The organism is Erwinia sp. 009765445 (assembly GCF_058137865.1).
On sequence record NZ_JBYUWC010000005.1, the window covers coordinates 200,074 to 225,297 of the forward strand.

Annotated in this window: 20 protein-coding genes; 10 read left to right on the forward strand and 10 right to left on the reverse strand. The window is 54.8% G+C overall.

What is annotated here, in order from left to right; translation table 11 throughout:
- Nucleotides 1-74 precede the first annotated feature (74 nt).
- Together mepK and AC3Y5R_RS06950 are read left to right on the forward strand one after the other, a co-directional pair.
- A complete protein-coding gene (gene mepK, locus AC3Y5R_RS06945) occupies nt 75-623 on the forward strand; it encodes a peptidoglycan L,D-endopeptidase MepK (RefSeq protein WP_489920716.1) in 549 nt (182 codons plus the stop codon).
- Between the two features lie 42 nt (nt 624-665).
- Nucleotides 666-1,295, forward strand: coding sequence for an MBL fold metallo-hydrolase (locus AC3Y5R_RS06950; protein ID WP_158784283.1), 630 nt, complete (start codon nt 666-668; stop codon nt 1,293-1,295).
- Nucleotides 1,296-1,365: 70 nt separating this feature from the next.
- Here the strand turns inward: AC3Y5R_RS06950 and AC3Y5R_RS06955 are convergent, their stop codons facing one another.
- From AC3Y5R_RS06955 to pncB, 4 genes are all read right to left on the reverse strand, one after another.
- Entirely contained in the window at nt 1,366-2,556 is a 1,191-nt protein-coding gene (locus tag AC3Y5R_RS06955) for an amino acid aminotransferase (protein WP_489920717.1), read from the reverse strand.
- A 211-nt stretch (nt 2,557-2,767) separates the two neighbouring features.
- Nucleotides 2,768-3,859: a porin OmpF gene (ompF, locus tag AC3Y5R_RS06960; RefSeq protein WP_489920718.1), complete on the reverse strand. Its 1,092-nt coding sequence runs from the start codon at nt 3,857-3,859 to the stop codon at nt 2,768-2,770.
- 301 nt (nt 3,860-4,160) lie between these two features.
- Entirely contained in the window at nt 4,161-5,561 is a 1,401-nt protein-coding gene (gene asnS, locus AC3Y5R_RS06965; RefSeq protein ID WP_489920719.1) for an asparagine--tRNA ligase, read from the reverse strand.
- A 177-nt stretch (nt 5,562-5,738) separates the two neighbouring features.
- The gene (pncB, locus tag AC3Y5R_RS06970; protein WP_489920720.1) at nt 5,739-6,944 is read right to left on the reverse strand and encodes a nicotinate phosphoribosyltransferase; all 1,206 of its coding nucleotides are present in this window, start codon (nt 6,942-6,944) and stop codon (nt 5,739-5,741) included.
- Nucleotides 6,945-7,208: 264 nt separating this feature from the next.
- Here pncB and pepN point away from each other — a divergent pair, with 264 nt between their 5' ends.
- Complete coding sequence (pepN, locus tag AC3Y5R_RS06975; protein ID WP_489920721.1) at nt 7,209-9,824, forward strand: aminopeptidase N; 2,616 nt, start codon at nt 7,209-7,211, stop codon at nt 9,822-9,824.
- Between the two features lie 52 nt (nt 9,825-9,876).
- On the opposite strand, the gene ssuB is transcribed toward pepN, so the two are convergent.
- The 5 genes from ssuB to ssuE are packed head-to-tail and all read right to left on the reverse strand — an operon-like array spanning nt 9,877 to nt 14,147.
- Nucleotides 9,877-10,665: an aliphatic sulfonates ABC transporter ATP-binding protein gene (ssuB, locus tag AC3Y5R_RS06980; RefSeq protein ID WP_489920722.1), complete on the reverse strand. Its 789-nt coding sequence runs from the start codon at nt 10,663-10,665 to the stop codon at nt 9,877-9,879.
- The gene (gene ssuC / locus AC3Y5R_RS06985) at nt 10,662-11,453 is read right to left on the reverse strand and encodes an aliphatic sulfonate ABC transporter permease SsuC (RefSeq protein WP_489920723.1); all 792 of its coding nucleotides are present in this window, start codon (nt 11,451-11,453) and stop codon (nt 10,662-10,664) included. Before ssuC ends, ssuB begins: the two co-directional genes overlap by 4 nt.
- Before the next feature lie 8 nt (nt 11,454-11,461).
- On the reverse strand, nt 11,462-12,607 hold the full coding sequence (ssuD, locus tag AC3Y5R_RS06990) for an FMNH2-dependent alkanesulfonate monooxygenase (protein ID WP_489920724.1): 1,146 nt from the start codon (nt 12,605-12,607) through the stop codon (nt 11,462-11,464).
- Nucleotides 12,608-12,618: 11 nt separating this feature from the next.
- Complete coding sequence (locus AC3Y5R_RS06995) at nt 12,619-13,578, reverse strand: sulfonate ABC transporter substrate-binding protein (RefSeq protein ID WP_489920725.1); 960 nt, start codon at nt 13,576-13,578, stop codon at nt 12,619-12,621.
- A gap of 17 nt (nt 13,579-13,595) precedes the next feature.
- On the reverse strand, nt 13,596-14,147 hold the full coding sequence (ssuE, locus tag AC3Y5R_RS07000; RefSeq protein WP_489920726.1) for an NADPH-dependent FMN reductase: 552 nt from the start codon (nt 14,145-14,147) through the stop codon (nt 13,596-13,598).
- A 384-nt stretch (nt 14,148-14,531) separates the two neighbouring features.
- Between ssuE and pyrD the strand changes: the two genes are divergently transcribed.
- Complete coding sequence (gene pyrD, locus AC3Y5R_RS07005; RefSeq protein WP_489920790.1) at nt 14,532-15,542, forward strand: quinone-dependent dihydroorotate dehydrogenase; 1,011 nt, start codon at nt 14,532-14,534, stop codon at nt 15,540-15,542.
- Between the two features lie 175 nt (nt 15,543-15,717).
- Nucleotides 15,718-16,263, forward strand: a complete 546-nt coding sequence (locus tag AC3Y5R_RS07010) for a cell division protein ZapC (protein ID WP_489920727.1) — start codon at nt 15,718-15,720, stop codon at nt 16,261-16,263.
- 89 nt (nt 16,264-16,352) lie between these two features.
- Here the strand turns inward: AC3Y5R_RS07010 and AC3Y5R_RS07015 are convergent, their stop codons facing one another.
- Nucleotides 16,353-17,474: a YcbX family protein gene (locus tag AC3Y5R_RS07015; protein ID WP_489920728.1), complete on the reverse strand. Its 1,122-nt coding sequence runs from the start codon at nt 17,472-17,474 to the stop codon at nt 16,353-16,355.
- A gap of 156 nt (nt 17,475-17,630) precedes the next feature.
- Between AC3Y5R_RS07015 and rlmKL the strand changes: the two genes are divergently transcribed.
- Genes rlmKL through pqiC form a run of 5 tightly spaced genes read left to right on the forward strand, consistent with a single transcriptional unit; the run spans nt 17,631 to nt 25,143 of the window.
- On the forward strand, nt 17,631-19,745 hold the full coding sequence (gene rlmKL / locus AC3Y5R_RS07020; protein ID WP_489920729.1) for a bifunctional 23S rRNA (guanine(2069)-N(7))-methyltransferase RlmK/23S rRNA (guanine(2445)-N(2))-methyltransferase RlmL: 2,115 nt from the start codon (nt 17,631-17,633) through the stop codon (nt 19,743-19,745).
- Between the two features lie 5 nt (nt 19,746-19,750).
- Nucleotides 19,751-21,661 carry an ABC transporter ATP-binding protein gene (locus AC3Y5R_RS07025; RefSeq protein ID WP_489920730.1) on the forward strand — a complete coding sequence of 637 codons (1,911 nt, stop codon included), beginning with the start codon at nt 19,751-19,753 and terminating at the stop codon, nt 21,659-21,661.
- A gap of 11 nt (nt 21,662-21,672) precedes the next feature.
- Nucleotides 21,673-22,947 (forward strand): membrane integrity-associated transporter subunit PqiA, encoded by a 1,275-nt coding sequence (gene pqiA, locus AC3Y5R_RS07030; RefSeq protein ID WP_489920731.1) that lies wholly within the window; start codon nt 21,673-21,675, stop codon nt 22,945-22,947.
- The gene (pqiB, locus tag AC3Y5R_RS07035; protein WP_489920732.1) at nt 22,934-24,577 is read left to right on the forward strand and encodes an intermembrane transport protein PqiB; all 1,644 of its coding nucleotides are present in this window, start codon (nt 22,934-22,936) and stop codon (nt 24,575-24,577) included. Before pqiA ends, pqiB begins: the two co-directional genes overlap by 14 nt.
- Nucleotides 24,574-25,143, forward strand: a complete 570-nt coding sequence (pqiC, locus tag AC3Y5R_RS07040; RefSeq protein ID WP_489920733.1) for a membrane integrity-associated transporter subunit PqiC — start codon at nt 24,574-24,576, stop codon at nt 25,141-25,143. The genes pqiB and pqiC overlap by 4 nt, the downstream gene beginning before the upstream one ends.
- Nucleotides 25,144-25,224: the final 81 nt, after the last annotated feature.

Sequence of the window (25,224 nt, forward strand, 5' to 3'; positions counted from 1 at the left end):
TCACCCCAGTTATGGTTCCGGACGGTGACTGTTTTGCACCATTAAAGATCATTTAAGCCGGGTAACACTGATTCATGGATAAATTCAATATTCAACGCCGTAAATGGCTGGCTCTTGGCGGTGCCGCGTTTGGTCTGGCGCTGCTGCCGGGGCAGGCTTTCGCCTCGCTTTCTACTTCGCGTCCTCGTGTATTAACACTGAACAACCTCAACACCGGGGAAAGTCTGAAAACGGAATTCTTCAACGGCAAGAGTTACGATAAGGATGAGTTGACGCGCCTGAATCATTTTTTCCGTGATTACCGGGCGAATAAAATTAAGAGCATTGATCCGCACCTTTTCGATCAGCTCTACCGCTTGCAGGCCTTGCTGGATACCCGTAAATCCGTGCAGCTGATCTCCGGCTATCGCTCGCTGGCGACCAATAATTCAATGCGCAAGCGCAGCAGAGGGGTGGCAAAACACAGCTATCACACGCTGGGCCAGGCAATGGATTTCCATATCGAAGGCATTTCATTGAGTAATGTTCGCAAAGCCGCGCTTTCCATGAAGGCCGGGGGTGTAGGATACTACCCCAGCAGCGACTTTGTGCATATTGATACCGGGCCGGTGCGGCACTGGTAATGAAATCCGGCCAGCCCGCTGGGCTGGCGGTAATGGAGCGTTATGGACTATCAAATCATTCCGGTCACGGCGTTCGCTCAGAACTGCTCGTTGATCTGGTGTCCGGTCACCCTGCAAGCAGCGGTGGTCGATCCAGGCGGTGATGCGGAAAAAATTCAGGCAGCGGTGGCAGAAAAGGGCGTAACGGTAACGCAAGTCCTGCTGACTCACGGCCACCTTGACCATGTGGGAGCCGCGAGCGATCTGGCCAGCTTTTATGGCGTTCCCGTAGTGGGGCCGCATCGTGCTGATGCTTTCTGGCTGGACGCTTTACCGGTTCAGAGCCAGATGTTTGGCCTGCCGGACTGCACGCCGGTGAAACCGGATCGCTGGCTGGAAGAGGGCGAAACCGTGCAGGTTGGTGACGCCAGGCTCGAAATTTTGCTCTGTCCCGGCCATACGCCAGGTCATATTGTGTTCTTCGACCGTGCCGCTCGTCTGCTGGTTTCGGGAGATGTGATATTCAGTGGTGGCGTGGGTCGCACTGACTTCCCGCAGGGCAGCCATGAAGATCTTATTGATGCCATCAGGCGCAAACTGTTGCCGCTGGGTGATGATGTCACCTTCCTGCCAGGACATGGACCGTTGTCCACTCTGGGGCGGGAAAGGATCTCCAATCCATTTTTGCAGTAACAGCCTTGAGTGACAAAAAAGCCTGCTGATTAGCAGGCTTTTTTATTACGGCACGGTCAACTGACTGAGATTACAGAACAGCGACGATGGCTTCGCACAGCGGGGACATGTTGTCCGGTGTCATCCCTGCGACGTTAACCCGACCTGAATTCACCGCATAGACGCTGAACTCTTCACGCAGACGGATAACCTGGTCTTTAGTCAGGCCGCTGAACGAGAACATCCCGTTCTGATTGATGATAAAGCTGAAGTCACCTTTCGCGCCTTTCTCCTGCAGGGTATTCACAAACAGCTGACGCATGCGGTGAATACGCTGGCGCATATCGGTCAGTTCCTGTTCCCACAACGCACGCAGCGCATCGTTGCTCAGGATAGTTGCCACCACGGCAGCACCGTGAGCCGGTGGGTTAGAGTAGTTAGCCCGGATGGTGGCTTTCACCTGACTGAAGGCGGTATCGGCAACGGCGGCTTCGCTGGCGACCAGCGTAAACGCACCGACGCGCTCGTTGTACAGGCCAAAGTTCTTGGAATAAGAGCTGGCAACCAGCAGTTCCTGGTGGCTGGCGGCGAAGATCCGCAGGCCTTCAGCATCTTCTTCCAGACCGCGGGCAAAGCCCTGGTAGGCGAAGTCGAACAGCGGCAGCCAGCCGCTGGCTTTTGACAATTCAGCCAGCTGTGCCCACTGCTCAGCAGAAGGATCAACGCCGGTAGGGTTATGGCAGCAGCCGTGGAACAGCACGATATCGCCAGCTGCAGCCCCACGCAGCGCGGTCAGCATCCCCTCGAAGTCCAGCGAGTGGGTTGCCGCATCATAGTACTGGTATTCACAGACTTCCAGGCCGGCAGACTTAAAGACGTTTTTATGGTTTGGCCAGCTTGGATTGCTGACCCAGATGCGCTTTGTGCTGGTCTGGGTAGCAATAAAATCAGCAGCAACACGCAGGGCACCGGTACCACCAGGCGTCTGAGCGGTGCGGGCACGCTTAGCGCCGATCAGGGCGTTCTCTTTACCAAACAGCAGTTCCTGAGTGCACTTGCCGAAATCGGCCAGGCCATCGATGCTCAGGTAGTTTTTGGTGGTTTCGTTTTCCAGCAGATACTGCTCAGCTTTTTTCACGCTGGTCAGGACCGGCGTCTTACCGGTTTCATCCTTATACACGCCGATGCCGAGGTTGATCTTATTTGGGCGGTCGTCAGCGCGGAAAAGGTCGGCTAAACCAAGAATAGGGTCTGCGGGTGCAGCTGCAATGCGTTCAAACATAGTCGAAGTCCGTTAGCTTAAACTGAAGCGAAGTGAGGACTCAGGTTACCGCCACAGCGCACAAATTGCCAACCGTTTGCGTTAAAAATCACGGTGAACAAGCCGGGTAAGATCAAAGGAGGAGGGATTAGCCGATTACAGTAAACAAAAACGGGGCCGAAGCCCCGTTTTGAGTTTGCGCGGTGGTGAACGGAACCACCGCGTCAGGCAATTAGAACTGGTAAACCAGGCCAACTGCTACAGTGTCGCCAGTGCCTAAGCCCAGGGCGTTGTCATCATCGATCTGGTTGATGATGTAGTCAACATAGGTAGACATGTTTTTGTTGAAGTAGTAAGTCGCGCCCACTTCAAAGTATTTGGTCAGGTCAACATCGCCGATACCATCGACATCTTTGCCTTTGGTCTGCACGTAGCCGATAGATGGACGCAGGCCGAAGTCGAACTGGTACTGCGCTACAACTTCGATATCCTGAGTTTTGTTAGCGTAACCCGATACAGCGGCGCCCGCAGTGTTGGTACCGGAGATGCGGTATTCGTTACGGCCTTCAGCATAGGTAGCTGCCAGGTAAATGTTGTTGGCGTCATATTTCAGACCCGCGGTCCACAATTCGGCACGCTCACCATTACCCACCACGCCTGGAGCATTCTGCGAGTCAGTACGATCCTGAGAGCTATAAGATCCCGCCACACCTACGCCGATTGGCGAAGTATAAGAAGTAGAGAAGCCGTAGCCGTCACCGTTAGAACGCTGTAGATCGTCACGGTCGTTTTTGCCCTGATATTGAGCGGCGAAATCCCATCCATCAACCAGGCCGAAGAAGTTGGTGTTACGATAAGTAGCAACGCCACCCGTACGGCCACCCATAGAATCAGACTGCGCGTAGTCGCCGCCGAATTCTGGCATCATATCGGTCCAGCCCAGGACGTCGTAGGCTACAGCGTAGTTCCGACCATAATCGAATGAACCCGCGTCGCCGAATTTGAGACCTGCGAAGCCCAGACGGGTTTTATTGCCGTCCTGCGCATCGCTGCCTTCAGAATTGTTGGTGTTGAATTGGTATTCCCACTGACCATAACCGGTCAGCATGTCGTTAATCTGAGTTTCGCCTTTGAAGCCCATACGCACATAGCTCTGGTCGCCGTCACCAGCATAGCCATCACCATGGGTAAAATAGTGCAGACCAACTGCTTTTCCATAGAGGTCCAGCTTGTTGCCGTCTTTGTTATAAACTTCTGCTGCATTGGCTGCACCAGCTGCTAACAGGGCTGGGATAACCAGTGCCAGAATGTTGCGCTTCATCATTTTTTATTACCCTCATTGGAGTTATTTGGACACCTGCCACTGCCGTCAAAAATTCTTTACAGAACCCTGAAGAGAGTTTGGTGTCTTCCTGTGTCTGCACGCATCTTTCCATTCACTGAGCGGATTATCTAGCCCGAAAATGCTACTAATCTCCTATTCTTGTTTCATAAGGAAAATATGTATTACAAAATGTAAAATATACGGAACTTTGTGAACCATCTCATAATTTACAAAAATAAAAAAAGGCCAGCGAGGCTGACCTTAAATATATATATGAATTTCTTATGGTTAATGCAGAAAATCAGAAGCTGGCGTTACGTGGCGTACGTGGGAAGGCGATAACGTCTCTTACATTTTGTACGCCGGTGACATAGGCAATTAACCTTTCGAAACCTAAGCCAAATCCGGAATGCGGAACGGTGCCGTAGCGACGTAAGTCGCGGTACCACCAGTAATCTTCTTTATTCAGGCCCATTTCAGCCAGGCGGGCATCCAGCACGTCCAGACGCTCTTCACGCTGCGATCCACCGATGATTTCACCGATGCCAGGGGCAAGAACATCCATCGCGGCCACGGTTTTACCGTCGTCGTTAAGGCGCATGTAAAATGCCTTGATATCCTTTGGATAATTTTTCACCACTACCGGCGCTTTAAAGTGCTTCTCAGCCAGATAACGTTCGTGTTCTGAGGAGAGATCGATACCCCATGAGACGGCATTCTCAAATTTCTCACCGCAGTTGATCAGGATCTCGACCGCGTCGGTGTAATCAACCTGAGCAAAATCTGTCGTTACAAATCGCTCCAGGCGAGTGATGGCTTCTTTGTCTACGCGCTCAGCAAAGAACGCCATATCATCAGCACGTTCTTCCAGTACCGCTTTGAAAACGTATTTCAGCATCGCTTCTGCCAGCGCGGCGTTGTCTTCCAGATCGGCAAAGGCCACTTCCGGCTCCAGCATCCAGAATTCAGCCAGGTGGCGGCTGGTGTTGGAGTTTTCTGCGCGGAAAGTTGGGCCAAAGGTGTAGATCTTCGACAGGGCACTGGCGTAGGTTTCGCCGTTCAGCTGGCCGGATACGGTCAGGAAGGCTTCTTTGCCGAAGAAATCTTCTTCGAAATTCACTTTGCCTTCCGGCGTACGCGGCAGGTTTTCCAGATCCAGCGTTGACACACGGAACATCTCACCGGCACCTTCCGTATCGGAAGCAGTGATCAGCGGGGTGGAGACCCAGAAAAAGCCCTGCTCATCGAAGAAGCGATGCAGCGCCTGCGCCAGAGTGTGACGAACACGAGCTACTGCGCCAATCAGGTTGGTACGCGGGCGCAGGTGAGCTACCTCACGCAGATACTCAATGCTGTGACGCTTGGCCGCCATCGGATAGGTATCAGGATCGTCAACCCAGCCCACGACCTTGACGGCGCTGGCCTGGATTTCAAAGCTCTGGCCTTCACCCGGTGACTCGACGACTTTACCGGTAATCTCAACAGAGCAGCCGGTGGTCAGGCGCAGGACTTCATCCTGATAATTATTCAGAGAATTATTGACGACAGCCTGGACGGGATTAAAGCAGGAGCCGTCATACACGGCGATAAAGGAAATACCGGCTTTTGAATCTCTTCGGGTACGTACCCAGCCGCGAACGGTGACTTCGCTGTCAACCGCGGCCCGGCCGTGCAGTACATCCGCTACAGGCACAACGCTCATATAAAGTCTCTCTTTTAATCAGAATAAGAAAAATCACCCCAGATTTGAGGTAGTGCTATGTTACTTGCCGACAGGCGAGACACAAGAAGAATTCTTTGTAATGCGGGAGATTTATTACAGCTTGGGGCGGGGTGAAAAGAGAAGAAGGCGCGGCGACCCTCTTCTCTGTCAGCAAGGCTAGCTGGCTTTTTTCACCAGCGGCAAATCGAAGGCTTTTCGTAATGCGCGGACGAAAGCTTTGTCCTGACAGATGGTTTTACCCGGGCTGTCAGAGAGTTTCGCCACTGGTTTGCCGTTGCATTCCACCAGCTTGATCACGATATTCAGCGGCTTGACCTGTGGGATATCACAGGTAAGACGGGTTCCAATACCGAAAATCACATCCGCCCGTTGGCCAAAGTGGCGGTAAAGATCTACCGCTTTATCCAGGTCCAGATTATCGGAGAAGACCAGCGTCTTGCTGCGCGGATCGATGCCCAGCTTTTCGTAGTGGGCAATGGCTTTTTCTCCCCACTCTACCGGATCGCCAGAGTCATGGCGCAGGCCCTGATAGCTGCTGGCAAAATGCTGGCCGAAGTCACGCAGGAAAGCATCCATGGTGATACAGTCGGTCAGGGCGATCCCCAGACTGTGCGGATACTCTTCCAGCCAGGCCTGCAGCGCGGCACGCTGGCTGTTAGCCAGCACCGGACTGATCTGCTGATGGGCCTGGAACCATTCGTGCGCCTGAGTCCCAACCGGCGCAATATTCAGGCGGCGGGCAATGTCGTAATTGCTGGAGCCTACCAGCCACGGGAAATCCTGCTGCAGCGTGGTGACAATCGCACTCTGCACATCGCGGGAAAAACGGCGACGGGTGCCGAAATCCATCAGTTTAAAGCGGGACATATCCAGATCGGCGGTGAGCTGCTTAAAGTCCACCAGCTTGCTCTGCAGGCGTTCAACGGCCTGTTTCGGCTGAACCAGCGGAGAACGATGGCGGTGAACCACTTCGCTGATCAGCGCCAGCAGCGGCACTTCCCACATGATCACTTCCAGCCACGAACCGGAGATGCGGATGTCCAGTTTGCCCTGGTTATTACGGACGCGAACCTGTGAAGGGTCGTAGCGGAACTGTCGCAGCCAGTCCAGGTAGTCCTGTTTAAAGAAGGGCAGGCCAGCGAGGTAGTCGGCTTCTTCGCCGCTGAGCGCCAGCGACTGCATGGACGCAATCTGGCGAACGATTTCATCAGCGTAAATTCCCAGCAGGTCATCGCCCCTGCAACGGAACTCGGCCACCACGGAAACTTTCTGGTAACGATGGAACACCGCCTGTTGCATATGCAGCTTGTAGGCGTCCGTATCCAACAACGTGGTCAGTATCGGGGAAGCATGTCGTGTCATGGTGCGTTTCAGCATCCTCTGGCGAAGAGCGTTATCCCTGGTTTAAAAAAATGGAAAAGACGCAGGAGTATAACTTGAATACTCATTTATTGAACCCGATCACAGCACAAATCCGCAGACAGGGTCGAGGGCAATCTGTGCGCTTGTTAATGAAATGTAGATTTCAGGGCGATCAGTGGCGAGAAAGGGGATTCAGCGTGGCAACATTGCGCCAACAGGAATAGACTTGAAAAGGTTAACTAATTATCGACGTGAGAAGGACTTATGACGCAATTGCCACAAGCCAAAAATCGCCATGATTATCGTGCGCCGGATTACACTATCACGGACATCGACCTGACATTCAATCTGGACGCCAGCACCACCCGGGTCACTGCGGTCAGCCGCATTAAGCGTTTAGGGGCGGCGGGCGCGGAATTGCGTCTTGATGGGGAAGATCTGACGCTGGTATCCCTCGACATTGACGATCGCTCCTGGCCGCATTACCGGCTGGAAGAGGGCGCGCTGATCCTTGAACAGTTGCCAGAGACGTTCACGATGAAGATCGTCAACGACATCCACCCGGATAAAAACACTGCGCTGGAAGGGTTGTATAAATCCGGTGAAGCACTCTGTACTCAATGTGAAGCGGAGGGTTTCCGTCATATCACGTGGTATCTGGACCGTCCGGACGTGCTGGCCCGCTTTACCACCACCATTATTGCTGAACAGGCACTCTATCCTTATTTATTGTCGAACGGTAACCGTATTGACGGTGGGCAGATGGAAGATGGGCGCCACTGGATGAAGTGGGAAGATCCGTTCCCGAAACCTTGCTATCTGTTTGCTCTGGTGGCGGGTGATTTTGACGTATTGCGCGACAGCTTCAAAACCCGTTCAGGGCGCGATGTGGCACTGGAAATTTTCGTCGACCGCGGTAACCTCGATCGCGCTGACTGGGCGATGACCTCGCTGAAAAACAGCATGAAGTGGGATGAGGAGCGTTTCGGCCTTGAATACGATCTCGATATCTTTATGATCGTCGCCGTGGATTTCTTCAACATGGGCGCGATGGAGAACAAAGGCCTGAACGTCTTCAACTCGAAGTATGTGCTGGCGAAGGCTGAAACCGCCACCGACAAAGATTATCTCGGTATTGAAGCGGTGATTGGTCATGAATATTTCCACAACTGGACCGGCAACCGCGTCACCTGTCGCGACTGGTTCCAGCTCAGCCTGAAAGAGGGACTGACCGTGTTCCGCGATCAGGAGTTTAGTTCAGACCTCGGTTCGCGCGCGGTTAACCGTATCGATAACGTTCGCGTGATGCGCGGTGCGCAGTTTGCTGAGGATGCCAGCCCGATGGCGCACCCAATCCGCCCTGAGCAGGTTATCGAGATGAATAACTTCTATACCCTGACGGTGTATGAGAAGGGATCGGAAGTGATCCGCATGATGCACACGCTGCTGGGCGAAGAGAATTTCCAGAAGGGTATGCAGCTCTATTTTGAGCGTCACGACGGCAGTGCAGCGACCTGTGATGATTTCGTGCAGGCGATGGAAGATGCTTCTAACGTTGATTTGTCACACTTCCGCCGTTGGTACAGCCAGTCTGGTACGCCGGTGCTCTCGATCCGCGATGATTACAACCCGGAACTGGAGCAGTACACCCTGCATGTGACCCAGACGACCCCGCCAACCGCCGATCAGAAAGATAAGCGCCCGCTGCATATCCCGCTGGATATAGAGCTGTATGATGGCGAAGGCAAGGTGATCCCGCTGCAGCACAAGGGCCATCCGGTTCACCACGTGCTGAACGTGACCGAAGAGTTCCAGAGTTTCGTGTTCGACAACGTTTACTTCCAGCCGGTGCCATCTTTACTGCGCGAATTCTCCGCGCCGGTAAAGCTGGATTACAACTGGAGTGACGCGCAGCTGACCTTCCTGATGTGCCATGCCCGTAACGATTTTGCCCGCTGGGATGCGGCCCAAAGCCTGATGGCAACCTATATCAAGCTGAACGTTGCGCGCCATCAGCAGGGACAACCACTGTCGGTTCCTCTGCACGTGGCGGATGCTTTCCGTGCGGTGCTGCTGGAAGAGAACAGCGATCCGGCATTGATGGCGCTGATCCTGTCGCTGCCGGGTGAAAACGAAATTGCTGAGTTGTTTGAGACAATCGATCCACAGGCTATCTCTGACGTTCGTGAATCACTGGTGCGGATGCTGGCAACCGAACTGGCTGATGAGTGGCTGGCGGTCTATAACGCCAGCCAGTCTGCTGATTACCGTGTTGAGCATGCAGAAATTGGTAAACGTTCACTGAAGAATGTCTGTCTGGGCTATCTGGCCTTTGGTGACGTTGAACTGGCCGACAAACTGGTCAAAGCCCAGTTCCAGCAGGCCAACAACATGACAGATTCAGTGGCGGCGATGGCAGCCTCTGTGGCGGCTCAGCTGCCGTGCCGTGAAGCACTGCTGACGGCGTTTGATGAGCGCTGGCATAAAGATGGGCTGGTGATGGACAAGTGGTTTGCACTGCAGGCCACCAGCCCGGCTGCTGATGTGCTGAACCGGGTGCGGGCACTGCTCAGCCACCGTTCATTCACCCTGAGCAATCCAAACCGTATCCGCTCGCTGATTGGCGCCTTTGCTTCCGCTAATCCATCGGCATTCCATGCCGTCAACGGCAGCGGCTATCAATTCCTGGTTGAAATCCTGTCCGTTCTGAACACACGTAACCCTCAGGTTGCCGCGCGGATGATCGAGCCGCTGATCCGCCTGAAACGTTATGATGCAGGCCGCCAGGCGCTGATGCGTGATGCGCTGGAGCAGTTGAAAGGGCTGGATAAACTGTCCGGGGATCTGTATGAGAAGATCAGCAAAGCGCTGAATGCCTGAGTAATCTGAAGCAGTAGAGAGGAAGGGGCGAATTCTGGATTCGCCCCTTTTTTTAACGTTGTGCGTAGCGTTTTTGCGCTTCAACCGGCGATCGTTTCATCACCCGATCCAGCACTTCAGCTTCCAGCTCCGCCAGGCGCACCGATCCTTTACGTCGCGGGCGGGGAAGATCGACAGTCAGATCAAGACCGATATTTCCCTCTTCGATCAGCAGCACGCGGTCAGCCATCGCCACAGCTTCACTGACGTCATGCGTCACCAGCAGCACGGTGAAGTGATGTTGCTGCCACAGCGATTCAATCAGATCCTGCATTTCGATTCTTGTTAACGCATCCAGCGCGCCCAGCGGCTCATCCAGCAGCAGCAGGCCTGGACGGTGGATCAAAGCACGGGCCAGCGCCACACGCTGTTTCTGTCCGCCTGACAGAGCGGCAGGCCACTCTTTGGCTCTCTCTGCCAGCCCGACAGCGGTCAGCGCGTCCATTGCATCGGCTTTCCACGACTTGCCCTTCAGACCCAGCCCGACGTTATCAATTACACTTTTCCACGGCAGCAGGCGGTCATCCTGGAACATCAGGCGCGTATCATCCTGCGCCTCGCTAAGCGGAGCGTTACCGGCCAGCAGTTCGCCAGAGGTGGTTTTTTCCAACCCGGCCAGCAGACGCAGCAGGGTACTTTTTCCGCAGCCGCTGCGGCCAACGACAGCCACAAACTGGCCAGACGGGATATGCAGGTCGATATTGTTCAGTACGGTACGGCCCTTGTACTGCTTGCTGACGCCATTGACCACCAGAGGTGTACCGGCATTGAGGCGCGCCGGTGACGGAGTTAATTCGCTCATGCGTTTTCCTCTTTCAGTTGATAAGCCGGATGCCAGCGCAGCCAGACACGTTCCAGTAACAACGCGCTGACGTCAGCCAGTTTTCCGAGCAGGGCGTAAAGAATAATGGCAACCACTACCACATCCGTTTGCAGGAACTCACGGGCATTCATTGCCAGATAACCGATGCCGGAGTTGGCGGAAATAGTCTCCGCGACGATCAGCGTCAGCCACATCAGGCCCAGGGCGAACCTGACGCCAACCATGATCGACGGCAGCGCGCCCGGCAGGACCACCTGGATAAACAGGCTCCAGCCGGAAAGCCCATAGCTGCGGGCCATTTCCACCAGCCCGCGGTCAATATTGCGGATGCCGTGATAGGTGTTGAGGTAGATCGGGAAAAGTGTCCCCAGTGCCACCAGGAAAATCTTGGCTGACTCATCAATGCCGAACCACAAAATGACCAGCGGGATCAGCGCCAGATGCGGTACGTTACGGATCATCTGTACCGAAGTATCCAGCAGGCGTTCGCCCGTGCGGGACATGCCTGTGATCAGACCAAGAACCAGACCAAGCGAGCCGCCGATGGCAAAGCCAATCGCTGCACGCCAGGTACTGATTGCCAGGTTCTGCCAGAGTTCTCCGCTGGCGGTCAGCTTCCAGAACGTCACCACAATCGCTTCCGGCGAGGGCAGGATACGGGTAGAGAGCCAGCCGGTTTGTGAGGCGATTTGCCACACCACCACTAACATAACCGGCAGCGCCCACGGCAGCAGCTGATTGCCAATGCGGTTTAATTGCTTGTTCATGATGACCTCTAACTCTGCGAGACTTTTTGCGGGGTAAAGTCGTTAGCCACGGCTTCACCATGAGCGGAAACCACACGCGGTTGCGGAATTTCCGGCACATTGAGATTCAGATGCGGGAACAGAAGTTCACCCACGCGATACGCTTCTTCCAGGTGTGGATAACCGGACAGGATAAAGGTTTCGATACCCAGATCGGCATACTCCTGCATTCTTGCCGCCACGGTTTCGCCATCACCGACCAGTGCCGTACCCGCTCCACCACGTACCAGTCCGACGCCTGCCCACAGGTTAGGACTGATTTCGAGCTTATCGCGGCGTCCGCCATGCAGAGCAGCCATCCGTTGCTGGCCAACGGAGTCTGTACGCGCCAGCGCCGCCTGGGCTTTGGCAATGGTGGCGTCATCAAGATGAGAGATCAGACGATCTGCGGCACGCCAGGCTTCTTCATTTGTTTCGCGAACGATGACATGCAGACGAATGCCAAATTTTACTTTGCGGCCCTGAGCCGCGGCTTTGGCTCGCACCTGTTCAATTTTCTCTTTGACCTGAACAGGGGGTTCGCCCCACGTCAGATAGACATCCACCTGTTCAGCAGCGAGATCCTGAGCTGGCTCAGACGATCCGCCAAACCACAGCGGTGGGCGGGGCTGCTGAACGGGTTTAAACATCAGGCGTGCGCCACGGACATGTACATGCTTGCCTTCATAATCGACCGTTTCTCCTTCCAGCACCCGACGCCAGACGCGGGTGAATTCAGCCGATTCTTGATAACGTTCGCGGTGATCGAGAAACACGCCGTCTCCGGCCAGTTCTTCCGCATCGCCTCCGGTGACCAAATTAAACAGGGCGCGGCCATTGGAGAGGCGATCCAGCGTGGCGGCCTGGCGGGCTGCCTGAGTCGGGGAGATGACACCCGGACGCAGAGCCACCAGGAAACGCAGGCGCTGGGTCACCGGGACCAGTGAGGCGGCAACCAGCCACGCATCTTCGCAGGAACGGCCGGTCGGGATCAGCACACCGCCGAAGCCAAGGCGGTCGGCCGCCTGGGCAATCTGCTGCAAATATCCGTGATCCACCGGACGGGCACCGTCGGCCGTGCCTAAATAGTGGCCATCACCATGAGTGGGCAGAAACCAGAAAACGGAAAGGCTCATAATACGACTCCTTAATGGGTGGACGGTGCGTCATGCCAGATACGGCTGGCAACATCGACTTTCACCGGCATCAGATGATTGGCGTAAAACAGGTCGGCGGTTTGCTGCTGCAGCTTCGCCGTTTTGTCGCTGACCGGGCCGATGGTGGTCGGCGGGCGGTGATCCAGATAGCTGGCGATCACCGGTTTTGGCAGGCCCATCGCCTGGGAAAGCAGGTTGATACTGTTATTGCGGTCGCTGATAGTCAGCGCATCTGCCTGACTGAAGGTCTGTAATACCTGAGTGATAAAGGTGCCGTTAGCTTCAGTGAAAGGGCGGGTAGCGAGGTAGAACGAACCAGTCTGATTCAACTGGCTGCCATCGGTCAGCACCCTGGCCCCGCCTTCCAGCAATGCGGCGGAGTAGTAGGGATCCCAAATGGCCCAGGCAGCCACATCGCCCTGTTGGAAGGCGGCACGCGCATCAGCAGGAGTCAGGTAAGTGGGCCGGATATCGCTGAACTTCAGCCCGGCTTTTCCCAGCGCGCGCAGCAGCAGGTTATGTGAACTGGAGCCTTTCTGGAAAGCGACCTTGTGGCCTTTAAGTTCAGCCACGGTTTGGATCGGGCTGTTTTTCGCAACCAGGATCACTTCTGCTTTCGGCTTTGGCGGCTCGGCTCCAACATACAGCAGATCGGCACCGGCGGCCTGGGCAAAAATAGGCGGAATATCGCCGGTACTGCCCAGATCGATGCTGTTCACATTCAGGGCTTCAAGCATTTGCGGTCCGGCCGGGAATTCAACCCATTTGATTAGTGTGTCGGGAAAACGTTTTTCCAGTAGCTGGTGTGAGCGGGCCAGCACCATGCTGACCGAGCCCTTCTGGTAACCAATGCGGAACGTCTTGGGTGCGACGGGCTCAGCAGCAAATGCGCTGCTGGTCAGAATGCTGCCGATAACCAGCGCCGAAGCTAAACGTGAAAACAGGCTCATAGTTCTTACCTTAAACTTTATACAGCAGCGACCAGTGGCTGGTGGCGACGGGCCAGGGCGTGCCAGAAGGTTTCTACTGATTCCGCAATACGGGACGCCAGCACTGATGACAGTTCCGGCGTACGGTCGTAATTGGTAATTTGTGCGTCGTCGGCAAAGACACCGTGCAGCACTTCCTGTGCTTTAAGTGCATTGAGTACCGGCTTAAGGGCGTAATCGACCGCCAGCATGTGTGCGATGGTGCCGCCCGTTGCCAGTGGCAGAACCACTTTATGTTCCAGTGCGCGCTCGGGAAGCAGGTCCAGGATCGTTTTCAGTGCACCAGAGAAGGAAGCCTTGTAGACCGGAGTGGCGATAATCAGCCCGTCTGCAATGGCAAGATCTTCTTTCAGCGCCAGCAGGGCCGGAGAATCAAAACGGGCATACAGCAGATCTTCAGGATGAAAATTATGCAGATTCCACGGGATGACTTCGACGCCGCGCTTTTCGAGTGCCTGCTGGCAGAGGCTCAGCAGAGCTGTGGAGCGAGAGGGGTAGCGAGGGCTTCCCGCCAAAGTAATAACGCGCATAACCACTCCTTATAACTAAAAGTTATTGATTAAACTTATTTTCGAAGGAATGAAACTATCCTGACAGAGGCAGGCAGGAGGCTTAAATGATTTATCCGGCAGAGATAAGTCACTTTTTGGATATAGAGGAAGAGCGGCAGGCGCGGCGCGGCATCAGGCGGATTGCGATCAATTCAGCGCAAACGTTTTACTTTCGGCCTAAAGGACTTTACCATTTTCCCCCGCGCCTGCAGCGTCACTGCGTAAACCTTGCCACATTCATACCAGACATAATAAAGGTGGGAAGGATCGTCCCCGGACGGCGAACGCAAATTTCAGGGTTTATATCGCAAGATATCAACTGTTAGTCCTTTCCAGGCCCGGGGCTTCGGGCATTCAGGAGCGATCATGTACAATCTGGTTCGTAAGGCGCTGTTTCAGCTTGATGCTGAGCGTGCGCATGAACTGACCCTCACGCAGCTGCATCGGGTAACCGGTACACCTCTTATTCACCTGGTTCGCCAGTCTCTTCCTTTTAAGCCGGTGACCTGCATGGGACTGACGTTTAAAAACGCCCTGGGTCTGGCTGCTGGCCTGGATAAAAACGGTGAGTGCATTGATGCCTTCGGCGCAATGGGCTTCGGCTTTATTGAAATCGGTACCGTCACGCCGCGCCCACAGCCGGGCAACGATAAGCCAAGGATGTTCCGCGTGCTGGAAGCGGAAGGGATTATTAACCGGATGGGATTTAATAATCTGGGTGTGGATCGTCTGGTCGAGAATGTCAAAAAGTCTCATTTCGACGGCGTGTTAGGGATTAATATTGGCAAAAATAAAGATACTCCGGTTGAGCAGGGCAAGGACGATTATTTAACCTGCATGGATAAAATTTATCCTTACGCGGGCTATATCGCGATCAATATCTCTTCACCTAACACGCCAGGTTTACGCACGCTGCAATATGGTGAGGCGCTGGACGATCTCTTGCAGGCGTTAAAACAAAAGCAGAAAGATCTTGCAACGATTCATCACAAATATGTTCCGGTGACGGTAAAGATCGCGCCGGATCTTTCAGAAGAAGAATTGATCCAAATTGCCGATAGTTTAGTTCGCCATAATATTGATGGTGTGATTGCCACCAATACTACTCTTGACCGTTCGCTGGTCAGCGGCTTAAAACACAGTGATGAAGCGGGAGGATTAAGTGGTCGTCCGGTTCAGTCGCGCAGCACTGAAGTTATTCGTCGCCTCTCCCTGGAACTTCAGGGGCGCCTGCCAATTATTGGCGTGGGTGGTATTGATTCGCTGGTTTCAGCGAGGGAAAAAGTTGCCGCTGGCGCTTCGCTGGTGCAAATATATTCCGGATTTATTTACAAAGGTCCGCCGCTGATAAAAGAAATTGTGACCCATCTCTAAGCTGATTCTTATTTAAATATGCCAGGGGCTTTATTTTCGCCTCTGGCTCGTTTATATTTTATCCTGTTTAAACGATATTCAGACTATTTTGACGATTCCGGTTAAACCCAGCTGCTTAGTTGAACCGGTAACGCCAATAAATAGCGGATTTTCATTTCTCACTACAGGACCGATCATGAGGATTAAACCTGACGACAGCTGGCGCTGGTTTTTTGATGCCGAACACGATCGCATGATGCTGGATCTGGCCGACGGTATGCTGTTCCGTTCACGCTTCCCCCGCAAGATGCTGACGCCGGATGCCTTTGATACTTCTGGATTTTGTGTCGATGATGCCGCTCTGTTTTTCACCTTTGAAGAGAAGTGCCGCAGCTGTGAACTGAATGCCGATCAGCGTGCCGAGCTGGTGCTGAATGCGCTGGTGGCCTGTCGCTTTCTGAAGCCACTGATGCCAAAGAGCTGGCATTTTGAGACCCATCGTCAGGGTGAGTGGCAACCGGCTGAAGGTGAGCTGGTGGCGGTTCGTCTGTGTGAAAATGGTGACGAAGCTTTGTTGCTGGTGGTGGAAGCGGGTGAAAGTGCCGCGCTGTGCCTACTGGCGCAACCTCAGCTGACTCTGGCAGGTAAAGGGATGGTACTGGGCGATGCTATTAAAGTGATGCACGACCGTTTGTTGCCGCTCGTACAGCCACAAAATCTCTCCCTTGCGCGGGCTGTCTGAATACGGCCTCGCTTAGTTCTCAGAACTGAGTACCCTTGCAGGTTCCTGATGGAGCCTCCCTTGCTGAGCGCCAAACCTGGTCGGGATCATCAGGGATTACGTCCGCTCAACACTATGTCGCCAGTCGGGACGCAGCTGCAACTCAGGACAGTGCCATCCTCGCGCACGGCCCCTTTCTTTAATGCACGCACCTCACCAGAAAGCAGATTAACCTTGCAACTGCCGCAGATACCGGCACGGCAGGAGTAAGGGATGCGATAGCCTTTCATCTCCAGTTGTTCCAGCAGCACCTGTTGATTGTTCCCCGCAAACGTTTCGCCCTGCCAGCTGATAGCGACCTCCTGTTCGGTGTTGGTTTGCACCTCAAGCGATTCCACCACTTTGCCCGCACCGTAGGGGCGTGGCGGTTTGCTGGCCAGAACCTGCAGTTCATCACCCACCCGCAGGATACCGCTGCTGCGGGCGATCAGGTTGAGGCCAAAATCGATATCGCCACTGTCATCCTTCGCTGTACGGAATTTTTGCAGCGTATTCAGCGGCTCGCCGCTGGGGTGTTTGCGGCCCCGTTCAGGACTGACGGTAGTGAATATACAGCGGCTGCAGGGCTTGGGGATGTCGAACAGGATGTCGCCTATCCGCACCGTCGACCAGCTGTCTTCCGCCCAGGCTGTGGCACCGGTGACCACAAGGTTAGGACGAAACTGCTCCAATTTGATCCCTGCCGGGCAGCGCTGGCGCAAATCGTGCAGCGAGGCTTCATTGATCAGCAGGAAGGGAAAGCCGTCAGCAAAACCAAGAGGAACCTGCTCAAAGCGTTTTACCCGACGGGTCATTTCAGCACCCACCCAGCGCAGCTGAACCGGTCGTGGAAAGAAGCCGCTCAGCCAGTCGTTTATCGCTGCGGGAGCAATCTGTGAGGTAAACTGATTTCCCCAGACTTCGGTCGCGGCGGCTTCAGGCAGAAAATCGGCGAAACGGGCGGTGGCCGAGCTGCCATCTGGGGCGGAGAGAAACAGGCCATCCTGGATCAGCGCCGGAGTAAACAGCACCATTTCCGGATATTGACGCGCGGTAATAAAGGTGCCGTCCGGCTCGGTGATCATAAAAATCCGGTCAAAGGCCAGCCCACTCTCCAGCGCCTGCGCATGGGAAACCTGGGTTCCGCGCATTGATTTTACCGGGTGAATGAACAGGCGTGACAGATTAATCATGGAAGTCTCCGGGCCAGATATTCTGTAACTGGCATCAAATGAGGGTGTCAGCGCAGAAAACTGCCGGGAGCACTGACGAAAAGAAGCTAACTTTATGACATGAGCCCGCGATTAGCTATAATGCGCAACAATTTTCTGAAGACGATAAGTGACGCTATGAATTCTCTGTTTGCCAGTACGGCGCGTGGGCTCGAAGAGCTGTTAAAAAGTGAACTGGAAGCGATGGGGGCCCAGGCCTGCCAGGTCGTCCAGGGCGGCGTACATTTCGAGGGTGACGATCGTCTGATGTATCAGAGCCTGATGTGGAGCCGCCTTGCTTCCCGCATCCTGCTGCCGCTGACCGAGTGCGGCGTTTACAGTGACCTGGATCTCTATCTGGGCGTGCAGGCTATCGACTGGCCGGCGATGTTCGGCAGTGATAAAACCTTCGCCGTGCATTTCAGCGGCCTGAATGAAGTGATCCGCAACAGCCAGTACGGCGCACTGAAGGTTAAAGATGCCATCGTTGACAGCTTTACCCGTAAAAACCTGCCGCGTCCTGATGTGGATCGCGAGCAGCCGGATATCCGGATCAACGTCTGGCTGAACAATGATAAAGCCAGCATCGCACTGGATCTGAGTGGTGAGGGCCTGCATCAGCGTGGCTACCGTCAGCAGACCGGACAGGCACCTCTGAAAGAGAACCTGGCGGCAGCGATCGTTCTGCGTTCCGGCTGGCAGGCTGGTGCGCCAATGGTCGATCCGATGTGTGGATCGGGGACGTTGCTGATTGAAGCGGCGATGATCGCCACCGATCGTGCGCCGGGCCTGCATCGTCACCACTGGGGCTTTACCGGCTGGAGCAAATTCAGCGAAGAGCTGTGGCGTGAAGTGACCAGCGAAGCACAGATCCGCGCCCGCCGTGGTTTGCAGGAAACGTCCTCCCGCTTTTACGGCTTCGACAATGATTCGCGGGTGATTGAACGTGCCCGCGCCAATGCCCGTAAAGCTGGTCTGGCCGATATTATCAGTTTCACCGTGCAGGACGTGCTGAAACTGACCAACCCGCAGCCGGAAGGTATTACCGGCACGGTGCTGAGCAATCCGCCGTACGGCGAACGTCTGGAGAGCGAACCGGCGCTGATTGCCCTGCACAGCCAATTAGGCCGCATTATGAAGAGCCAGTTTGGCGGCTGGAATCTGTCACTGTTCAGCGCCTCGCCGGAGCTGCTGAGCTGCCTCCAGCTGCGTGCCGATCGCCAGTTCAAAGCGAAAAACGGCCCGCTGGACTGCGTACAGAAAAACTATCAGCTGGCGGTTAATACTTCAGGGAATGTCGGGCAGATTGCGGAAGATTACGCTAACCGCCTGCGCAAGAATCTGAAAAAACTCGAGAAGTGGGCGCGACAGGAGGGGATCGAGTGCTACCGCCTGTACGATGCCGACTTGCCGGATTACAACGTTGCTGTGGATCGCTATGGTGAGTGGATTGTGGTGCAGGAGTATGCGCCGCCGAAGACCATTGAACCGGCCAAAGCCCGTCAGCGCCTGTTTGATGTGATTTCTGCCACGCTGAGCGTGCTGGATCTGCCTGCCAACCGTCTGGTGCTGAAAACCCGTGAGCGGCAGAAGGGCAAAAGCCAGTACCAGAAGCTGGGTGAGAAGGGCGATTTCTTTGAAGTCTCAGAATTCAACGCAAAACTTTGGGTCAACCTGACTGACTATCTGGATACAGGTCTGTTTCTGGACCACCGTATTGCCCGTAAAATGCTGGGTCAGATGAGCAAAGGTAAAGATTTCCTGAATTTGTTCGCTTATACCGGCAGTGCCAGCGTGCATGCCGGGTTGGGTGGCGCACGCAGTACCACGACCGTGGATATGTCCCGTACCTACCTGGAGTGGGCAGAGCGCAACCTGCGCCTGAATGGGCTGACCGGTCGTCAGCATCGTCTGATGCAGGCAGACTGCCTGAACTGGCTGAGTCATTCTGACGAGCAGTTCGACCTGATCTTTATCGATCCGCCGACCTTCTCTAACTCGAAGCGGATGGAAGAGAGCTTCGATGTGCAGCGCGATCATCTGCTGCTGATGAAAGATCTGAAAAGGCTGCTGCGTAAAGACGGCACCATTATGTTCTCCAACAACAAACGCGGGTTCAAAATGGACCACGACGGTCTTGCCGGTCTGCATCTTGCCGCGCAGGAAATTACCGCCAAAACCCAGTCGCAGGATTTTGCCCGCAACCGTCAAATTCATAACTGCTGGCTGATCACTCACGCCGGTAAGGAATAAGTTTTATGTCACTGATCAGTATTCATGGTGCTTACCTGTCATTCAGCGATGCACCGCTGTTGGATAACACTGAGCTGCATATCGAAGAAAATGAGCGAGTCTGTCTGGTTGGTCGTAACGGCGCGGGCAAATCCACGTTGATGAAAATCATCAACCGTGAGCAGCCGCTGGACGATGGCAGGATCATTTATGAGCAGGATCTGGTGGTGGCGCGTCTGCAACAGGATCCACCGCGTAATGTGGCGGGGTCGGTTTACGACTTCGTGGCGGAAGGTGTGGAAGAGCAGGCTGAACACCTGAAGGCATATCATGCCATTTCACATTTGGTGATGAAGGATCCCAGCGATAAAAATCTCAATGAGATGGGACGTCTGCAAAGCATCCTCGATCACCAGAACCTGTGGCAGCTGGAAACGCGCATCCAGGACGTGCTCAAGCAGATTGGCCTGGATGGCGATGTGGCGCTCTCCTCACTGTCCGGCGGCTGGCTGCGTAAAGCGGCGCTGGGTCGGGCATTGGTCAGCAATCCGCGTGTGCTGATGCTGGATGAACCAACCAACCATCTGGATATCGAAACCATCGACTGGCTGGAAGGGTTCCTGAAAACCTTCCAGGGCAGCATTATCTTTATTTCCCACGACCGTTCGTTTATCCGCAACATGGCTACCCGCATTGTCGATCTCGATCGCGGCAAGCTGGTCTCCTGGCCGGGTGACTACGATCAGTATCTGCTGGGCAAAGAAGAAGCGCTGCGCGTGGAAGAGATGCAGAATGCTGAATTCGACCGCAAACTGGCTCAGGAAGAAGTGTGGATCCGCCAGGGTATCAAAGCACGTCGTACCCGTAACGAAGGGCGCGTTCGTGCTCTGAAGGCCCTGCGCCGCGAGCGTTCAGAACGCCGTGAAGTGATGGGCAAAGCCAACATGCAAGTGGAAGAAGCAAGCCGCTCCGGAAAAATCGTCTTCGAACTGGAAAACGTCTGCTACGGTGTGGGCGGTAAACAGCTGGTTCGTGACTTCACCTCTCAGGTTCAGCGCGGCGACAAGATCGCCCTGATTGGCCCGAACGGCTGCGGCAAAACCACCTTGCTGAAGCTGATGCTCGATCAGCTTAAACCAGACAGTGGCCGCGTTCATATCGGTACCAAGCTGGAAGTGGCTTACTTCGATCAGCATCGCGCCGAACTGGATCCGGACCGTACGGTGATGGATAACCTCGCCGAAGGCAAGCAGGAAGTGATGGTCAACGGTAAGCCGCGCCACGTTCTGGGCTATCTTCAGGAGTTCCTGTTCCATCCAAAACGGGCTATGACGCCGGTGCGGGCACTGTCCGGTGGTGAGCGAAACCGCCTGCTGCTGGCACGTCTGTTCCTGAAACCAAGTAACCTGCTGATCCTCGATGAACCTACCAACGATCTGGACGTGGAAACGCTGGAGCTGCTGGAGGAACTGATCGACGGCTATCAGGGTACGGTGCTGCTGGTGAGCCACGATCGTCAGTTCGTTGACAACACCGTCACCGAATGCTGGATCTTTGAAGGCAACGGCGAAATCGGTGCCTTTGTTGGTGGCTATCACGATTCACAGTTGCAGCGTGCGGCCTACAAGCAGACCCGCCGCGCAGCGAAAACCAGCAGCTCTCCGGTCCGTCAGGAAAGTGTAAAAAACGAGCCGGCAAAACGCCCTGCTGCCAGGATGAGCTATAACCTGCAGCGCGAGCTGGAACAGCTGCCGGATAAAATGGAAGCGCTGGAAGCTCAGCTCGCTTCACTGCAGGCTAAAGTGGCGGATGCGACATTTTTCAGCCAACCTCATGAAGAGACCCAGCCGGTTCTGGATGCGATGGCTCAGGCAGAGCAGGATTTGGAAGTCGCCTTTGAACGCTGGGAATATCTGGAATCTCTGAAGAACGGTTAATGAGGTAATTTATGTGTTCATCGCACCAGGCCGATCAATGGATGCTTTGCCCGCAGTGTGACCTGATGACACAGTTGCCGGAACTGTCGGCGGGCAGCAAAGCCAGCTGCCCGCGCTGTGAAACAACGCTGGTGTCCAGCTGGCATGAGCCGCAAAAGCGGCCCACCGGTTATGCGCTTGCAGCGTTGTTTATGCTGGTTCTGGCGAATCTGTTTCCCTTCGTGAATATGCACGTGGCAGGGTTGAGCAGTGAAATTACGCTGATGCGTATTCCTCAGGTGATGGTGTCTGAGGATTACAACAGTCTGGCGACGCTGTTCATGCTGTTTGTGCAGGGCGTGCCCGCGGTCTGCATGGTGGCGATCCTGCTGCTGGTTAATCCCGTGCGAATGCCGTTGCCGCTGAAGCGCAACATGGCGCGGGTGTTGTTCCAGATTAAAAGCTGGGGGATGGCGGAAATCTTTCTCGCCGGAGTACTGGTCAGCTTCGTTAAGCTGATGGCCTACGGCGACATTGGCATTGGCACCAGTTTTGTTCCCTGGTGTCTTTTCTGTATGCTGCAGGTGCGCGCATTTCAGTGCGTGGACCGTCGCTGGCTGTGGGCTCGCATTGCGCCGGTGCCAGCTTTACCAGCCCGCCCGGTCCCGGCAATCAGTGGCCTGCGCCAGGGCCTGCGCTCCTGCCATTGCTGCACGGCAGTGTTGGCCGCTGACCAGTTCACCTGTCCGCGTTGCGGCACCGGTGGTTACGTCCGTCGTCGCCACAGCCTGCAGTGGACGCTGGCGTTGCTGCTGACCTCCTTCCTGTTATATATCCCCGCCAACCTGATGCCGATTATGATCACTGAAGCGCTGGGGACTAAAATCACCTCAACCATTATGGCTGGGGTGGTTTTGCTGTGGAGTGAAGGTTCCTATCCGGTGGCGCTGGTGATCTTTATCGCCAGTATTATGGTGCCTTCGCTAAAAATGCTGGCGATTGGCTGGCTGTGCTGGGACGCCAACGGCAAGGGCAAGCCTCATCAGGACAGTGAGAGGATGCACAAAATTTATGAGGTGGTGGAGTTTGTTGGCCGCTGGTCAATGATTGATGTCTTTGTTATCGCGGTCCTCTCTGCGCTGGTGCGCATGGGGCAGTTGATGAGTATTTATCCCGCAACGGGAGCGTTGCTGTTTGCCATGGTGGTGATCCTGACCATGTTTGCTGCCATGACATTCGACCCCCGTCTGACCTGGGATCGTGTACGTGAAAAGAGTATTGAGGAGCCGAGCATTGAAGGAAAATAATCACGGCGTGGCGACGGTTGATCAAATCAAACGCTGGTCACCTGTCTGGATCATTCCCATTGTCACCGTGCTGATCGGTGCATGGATACTGTTTTATCACTTCAGCCATCAGGGCCCCGAGGTCACGCTGATCACCACCAATGCCGAGGGTATTGAGGGAGGTAAAACCGCCATTAAAAGCCGCAGCGTGGATGTTGGGGTCGTTGAGAGCGCGGTGCTGACCGATGATCTGCACCATGTGGAGATCAAAGCCCGCCTGAATTCCGGTATGGAGAAGCTGCTGAAGGGGGACAGTGCCTTTTGGGTGGTTAAACCGGCGATCGGCCGTGAAGGTGTGACCGGACTGGGCACTTTGCTCTCCGGAGCTTACATCGAGCTGCAGCCGGGCAACAAAGGCGAAAAGCCTGAACATTACAGCCTGCTGGATGCGCCGCCGCTCGCGCCACCAGACGCGAAGGGTATCCGTATTACGCTGGACAGCGCCAAAGCCGGTCAGCTGAATCCTGGCGATCCGGTCCTGTTCCGTGGCTACCGCGTGGGTTCTGTCGAGACCAGTAATTTTGATGCCGATAAACGCATGATGACCTATCAGCTGTTTGTTACCGCCCCTTATGACCGACTGGTTACCACCAATGTACGCTTCTGGAAAGACAGCGGAATAGCCGTAGATATGTCGGCCTCGGGCATGCGTGTTGAAATGGGGTCGCTGACTACGCTGTTCAGCGGTGGGGTAAGCTTTGATGTGCCGGATGGCTGGGCTCTGGGGCAGCTGGCGGAGAACAAAGCCGAATACAAGCTGTTCGACGATCAGCGCAGCATTCAGGATTCGCTGTACACCGTGCACAAAGACTTCCTGATGTTCTTCAGCGATTCAATCCGTGGCCTGCAGCCTGGCGCACCGGTTGAATTCCGCGGCATCCGTCTGGGCACCGTGGCTGCCGTTCCGTTCCAGTCGAAAGAAGTGGCTCAGCGATTGAATAACGATTACCGCATTCCGGTACTGATCCGCATTGAACCAGACCGCTTCGAAAGCATGCTGGGCAAGGACTTCAATATCGAGCAGCACCTGAAAGACGGCATCAAATCGGGCCTTCGTGCCTCGCTGAAGTCGGCTAATCTCCTGACCGGCTCGTTGTACGTCGATCTCGATTTCCATGACAATGCCAGGCCTTATACCGGCCCGGCAGAGTTCGCTGGTTATGAGTTGATCCCGACCACCAGTGGCGGGCTGGCCCAAATCCAGCAGAAATTGATGGAAACGCTGGATAAGATCAACAGTATGCCGCTGAATCCGATGATCAATCAGGCTACCGGAACGCTGAAAGAGAGCCAGACTACGCTGCGTAACTTGCAGAAAACGCTGGATAACATCAATCAGATCACCGGTAGCCAGCAGATGCAACAGTTGCCGGCGGATATGCAGAAAACCCTGCGCGAGCTGAACAGCAGCATGAAGGCCTTCCAGCCTGGCTCTCCAGCCTACAGCAAAATGGTGGGTGATATGCAGCGTCTGGATCAGGTGCTGCGTGAACTGCAACCCGTACTGAAAACGCTCAACAACAAGAGCAATGCGCTGGTGTTTGAGGCGAAACCCGGACAGGATCCACAGCCTAAGAGGGCGAAACAATGATGAAATGGATACCCATTGCGCTGGCTCTGGCCGTGACGGCTTGTAGCACTACGCCGGAAACAACTTACTATCAGCTGCCCGCTGCAGAAAAAAGCTCTGCGGCTGCGGTCAGCAGCTCTGATGCACTGCGCCCGGCGGTGTTCGTACAGCATGTCTCGGTGCCCGACTATCTGGCGGGCAACGGCCTGGTCTATCAGAGCAGTGACGTGAAGTATGTGATTGCCAGCAATAATCTGTGGGCCAGCCCGCTGGATCAGCAACTGCAACAGACGCTGGTGGCGGATCTGAGTGATGCGCTGCCGGGCTGGCTGGTTTCCGCATCGCCACTGGGCGCGCAGCAGGATACGCTGAACGTCAACGTGACTGGCTTCCACGGGCGTTATGACGGCCAGGCAGTGATCAGCGGTGCCTGGGTGCTGGAGCATCAGGGGCAGATTATCAAGCGTTCATTTGCACTGACGTTGCCACAAACGGAAGATGGTTACGATGCGTTAGTCAGAACGCTGGCTAAAGGTTGGCAGCAGGAAGCCAGGCAGATGGCCGATACGATCCGCAGTAAAAGTTAATAAAAATTAATATAAAGAGCTAAGCCCTTGATTGTCGCAAAATCAGATTTATGCGCAATCAGGGGCTTTTTTGTGATATTA

Bases quoted from the DNA above. Each gene is read 5' to 3' on its own strand.
- ssuC (WP_489920723.1), bottom strand. From the start codon at position 11,453: ATGAACAAGCAATTAAACCGCATTGGCAATCAGCTGCTGCCGTGGGCG.
- pncB (WP_489920720.1), bottom strand. From the start codon at position 6,944: ATGACACGACATGCTTCCCCGATACTGACCACGTTGTTGGATACGGAC.
- asnS (WP_489920719.1), bottom strand. From the start codon at position 5,561: ATGAGCGTTGTGCCTGTAGCGGATGTACTGCACGGCCGGGCCGCGGTT.
- pepN (WP_489920721.1), top strand. From the start codon at position 7,209: ATGACGCAATTGCCACAAGCCAAAAATCGCCATGATTATCGTGCGCCG.
- rlmKL (WP_489920729.1), top strand. From the start codon at position 17,631: ATGAATTCTCTGTTTGCCAGTACGGCGCGTGGGCTCGAAGAGCTGTTA.
- AC3Y5R_RS07010 (WP_489920727.1), top strand. From the start codon at position 15,718: ATGAGGATTAAACCTGACGACAGCTGGCGCTGGTTTTTTGATGCCGAA.
- AC3Y5R_RS07025 (WP_489920730.1), top strand. From the start codon at position 19,751: ATGTCACTGATCAGTATTCATGGTGCTTACCTGTCATTCAGCGATGCA.
- AC3Y5R_RS06950 (WP_158784283.1), top strand. From the start codon at position 666: ATGGACTATCAAATCATTCCGGTCACGGCGTTCGCTCAGAACTGCTCG.
- ompF (WP_489920718.1), bottom strand. From the start codon at position 3,859: ATGATGAAGCGCAACATTCTGGCACTGGTTATCCCAGCCCTGTTAGCA.
- ssuD (WP_489920724.1), bottom strand. From the start codon at position 12,607: ATGAGCCTTTCCGTTTTCTGGTTTCTGCCCACTCATGGTGATGGCCAC.
- ssuB (WP_489920722.1), bottom strand. From the start codon at position 10,665: ATGAGCGAATTAACTCCGTCACCGGCGCGCCTCAATGCCGGTACACCT.
- pqiC (WP_489920733.1), top strand. From the start codon at position 24,574: ATGATGAAATGGATACCCATTGCGCTGGCTCTGGCCGTGACGGCTTGT.
- AC3Y5R_RS06995 (WP_489920725.1), bottom strand. From the start codon at position 13,578: ATGAGCCTGTTTTCACGTTTAGCTTCGGCGCTGGTTATCGGCAGCATT.
- ssuE (WP_489920726.1), bottom strand. From the start codon at position 14,147: ATGCGCGTTATTACTTTGGCGGGAAGCCCTCGCTACCCCTCTCGCTCC.
- AC3Y5R_RS07015 (WP_489920728.1), bottom strand. From the start codon at position 17,474: ATGATTAATCTGTCACGCCTGTTCATTCACCCGGTAAAATCAATGCGC.
- mepK (WP_489920716.1), top strand. From the start codon at position 75: ATGGATAAATTCAATATTCAACGCCGTAAATGGCTGGCTCTTGGCGGT.
- AC3Y5R_RS06955 (WP_489920717.1), bottom strand. From the start codon at position 2,556: ATGTTTGAACGCATTGCAGCTGCACCCGCAGACCCTATTCTTGGTTTA.
- pqiA (WP_489920731.1), top strand. From the start codon at position 21,673: ATGTGTTCATCGCACCAGGCCGATCAATGGATGCTTTGCCCGCAGTGT.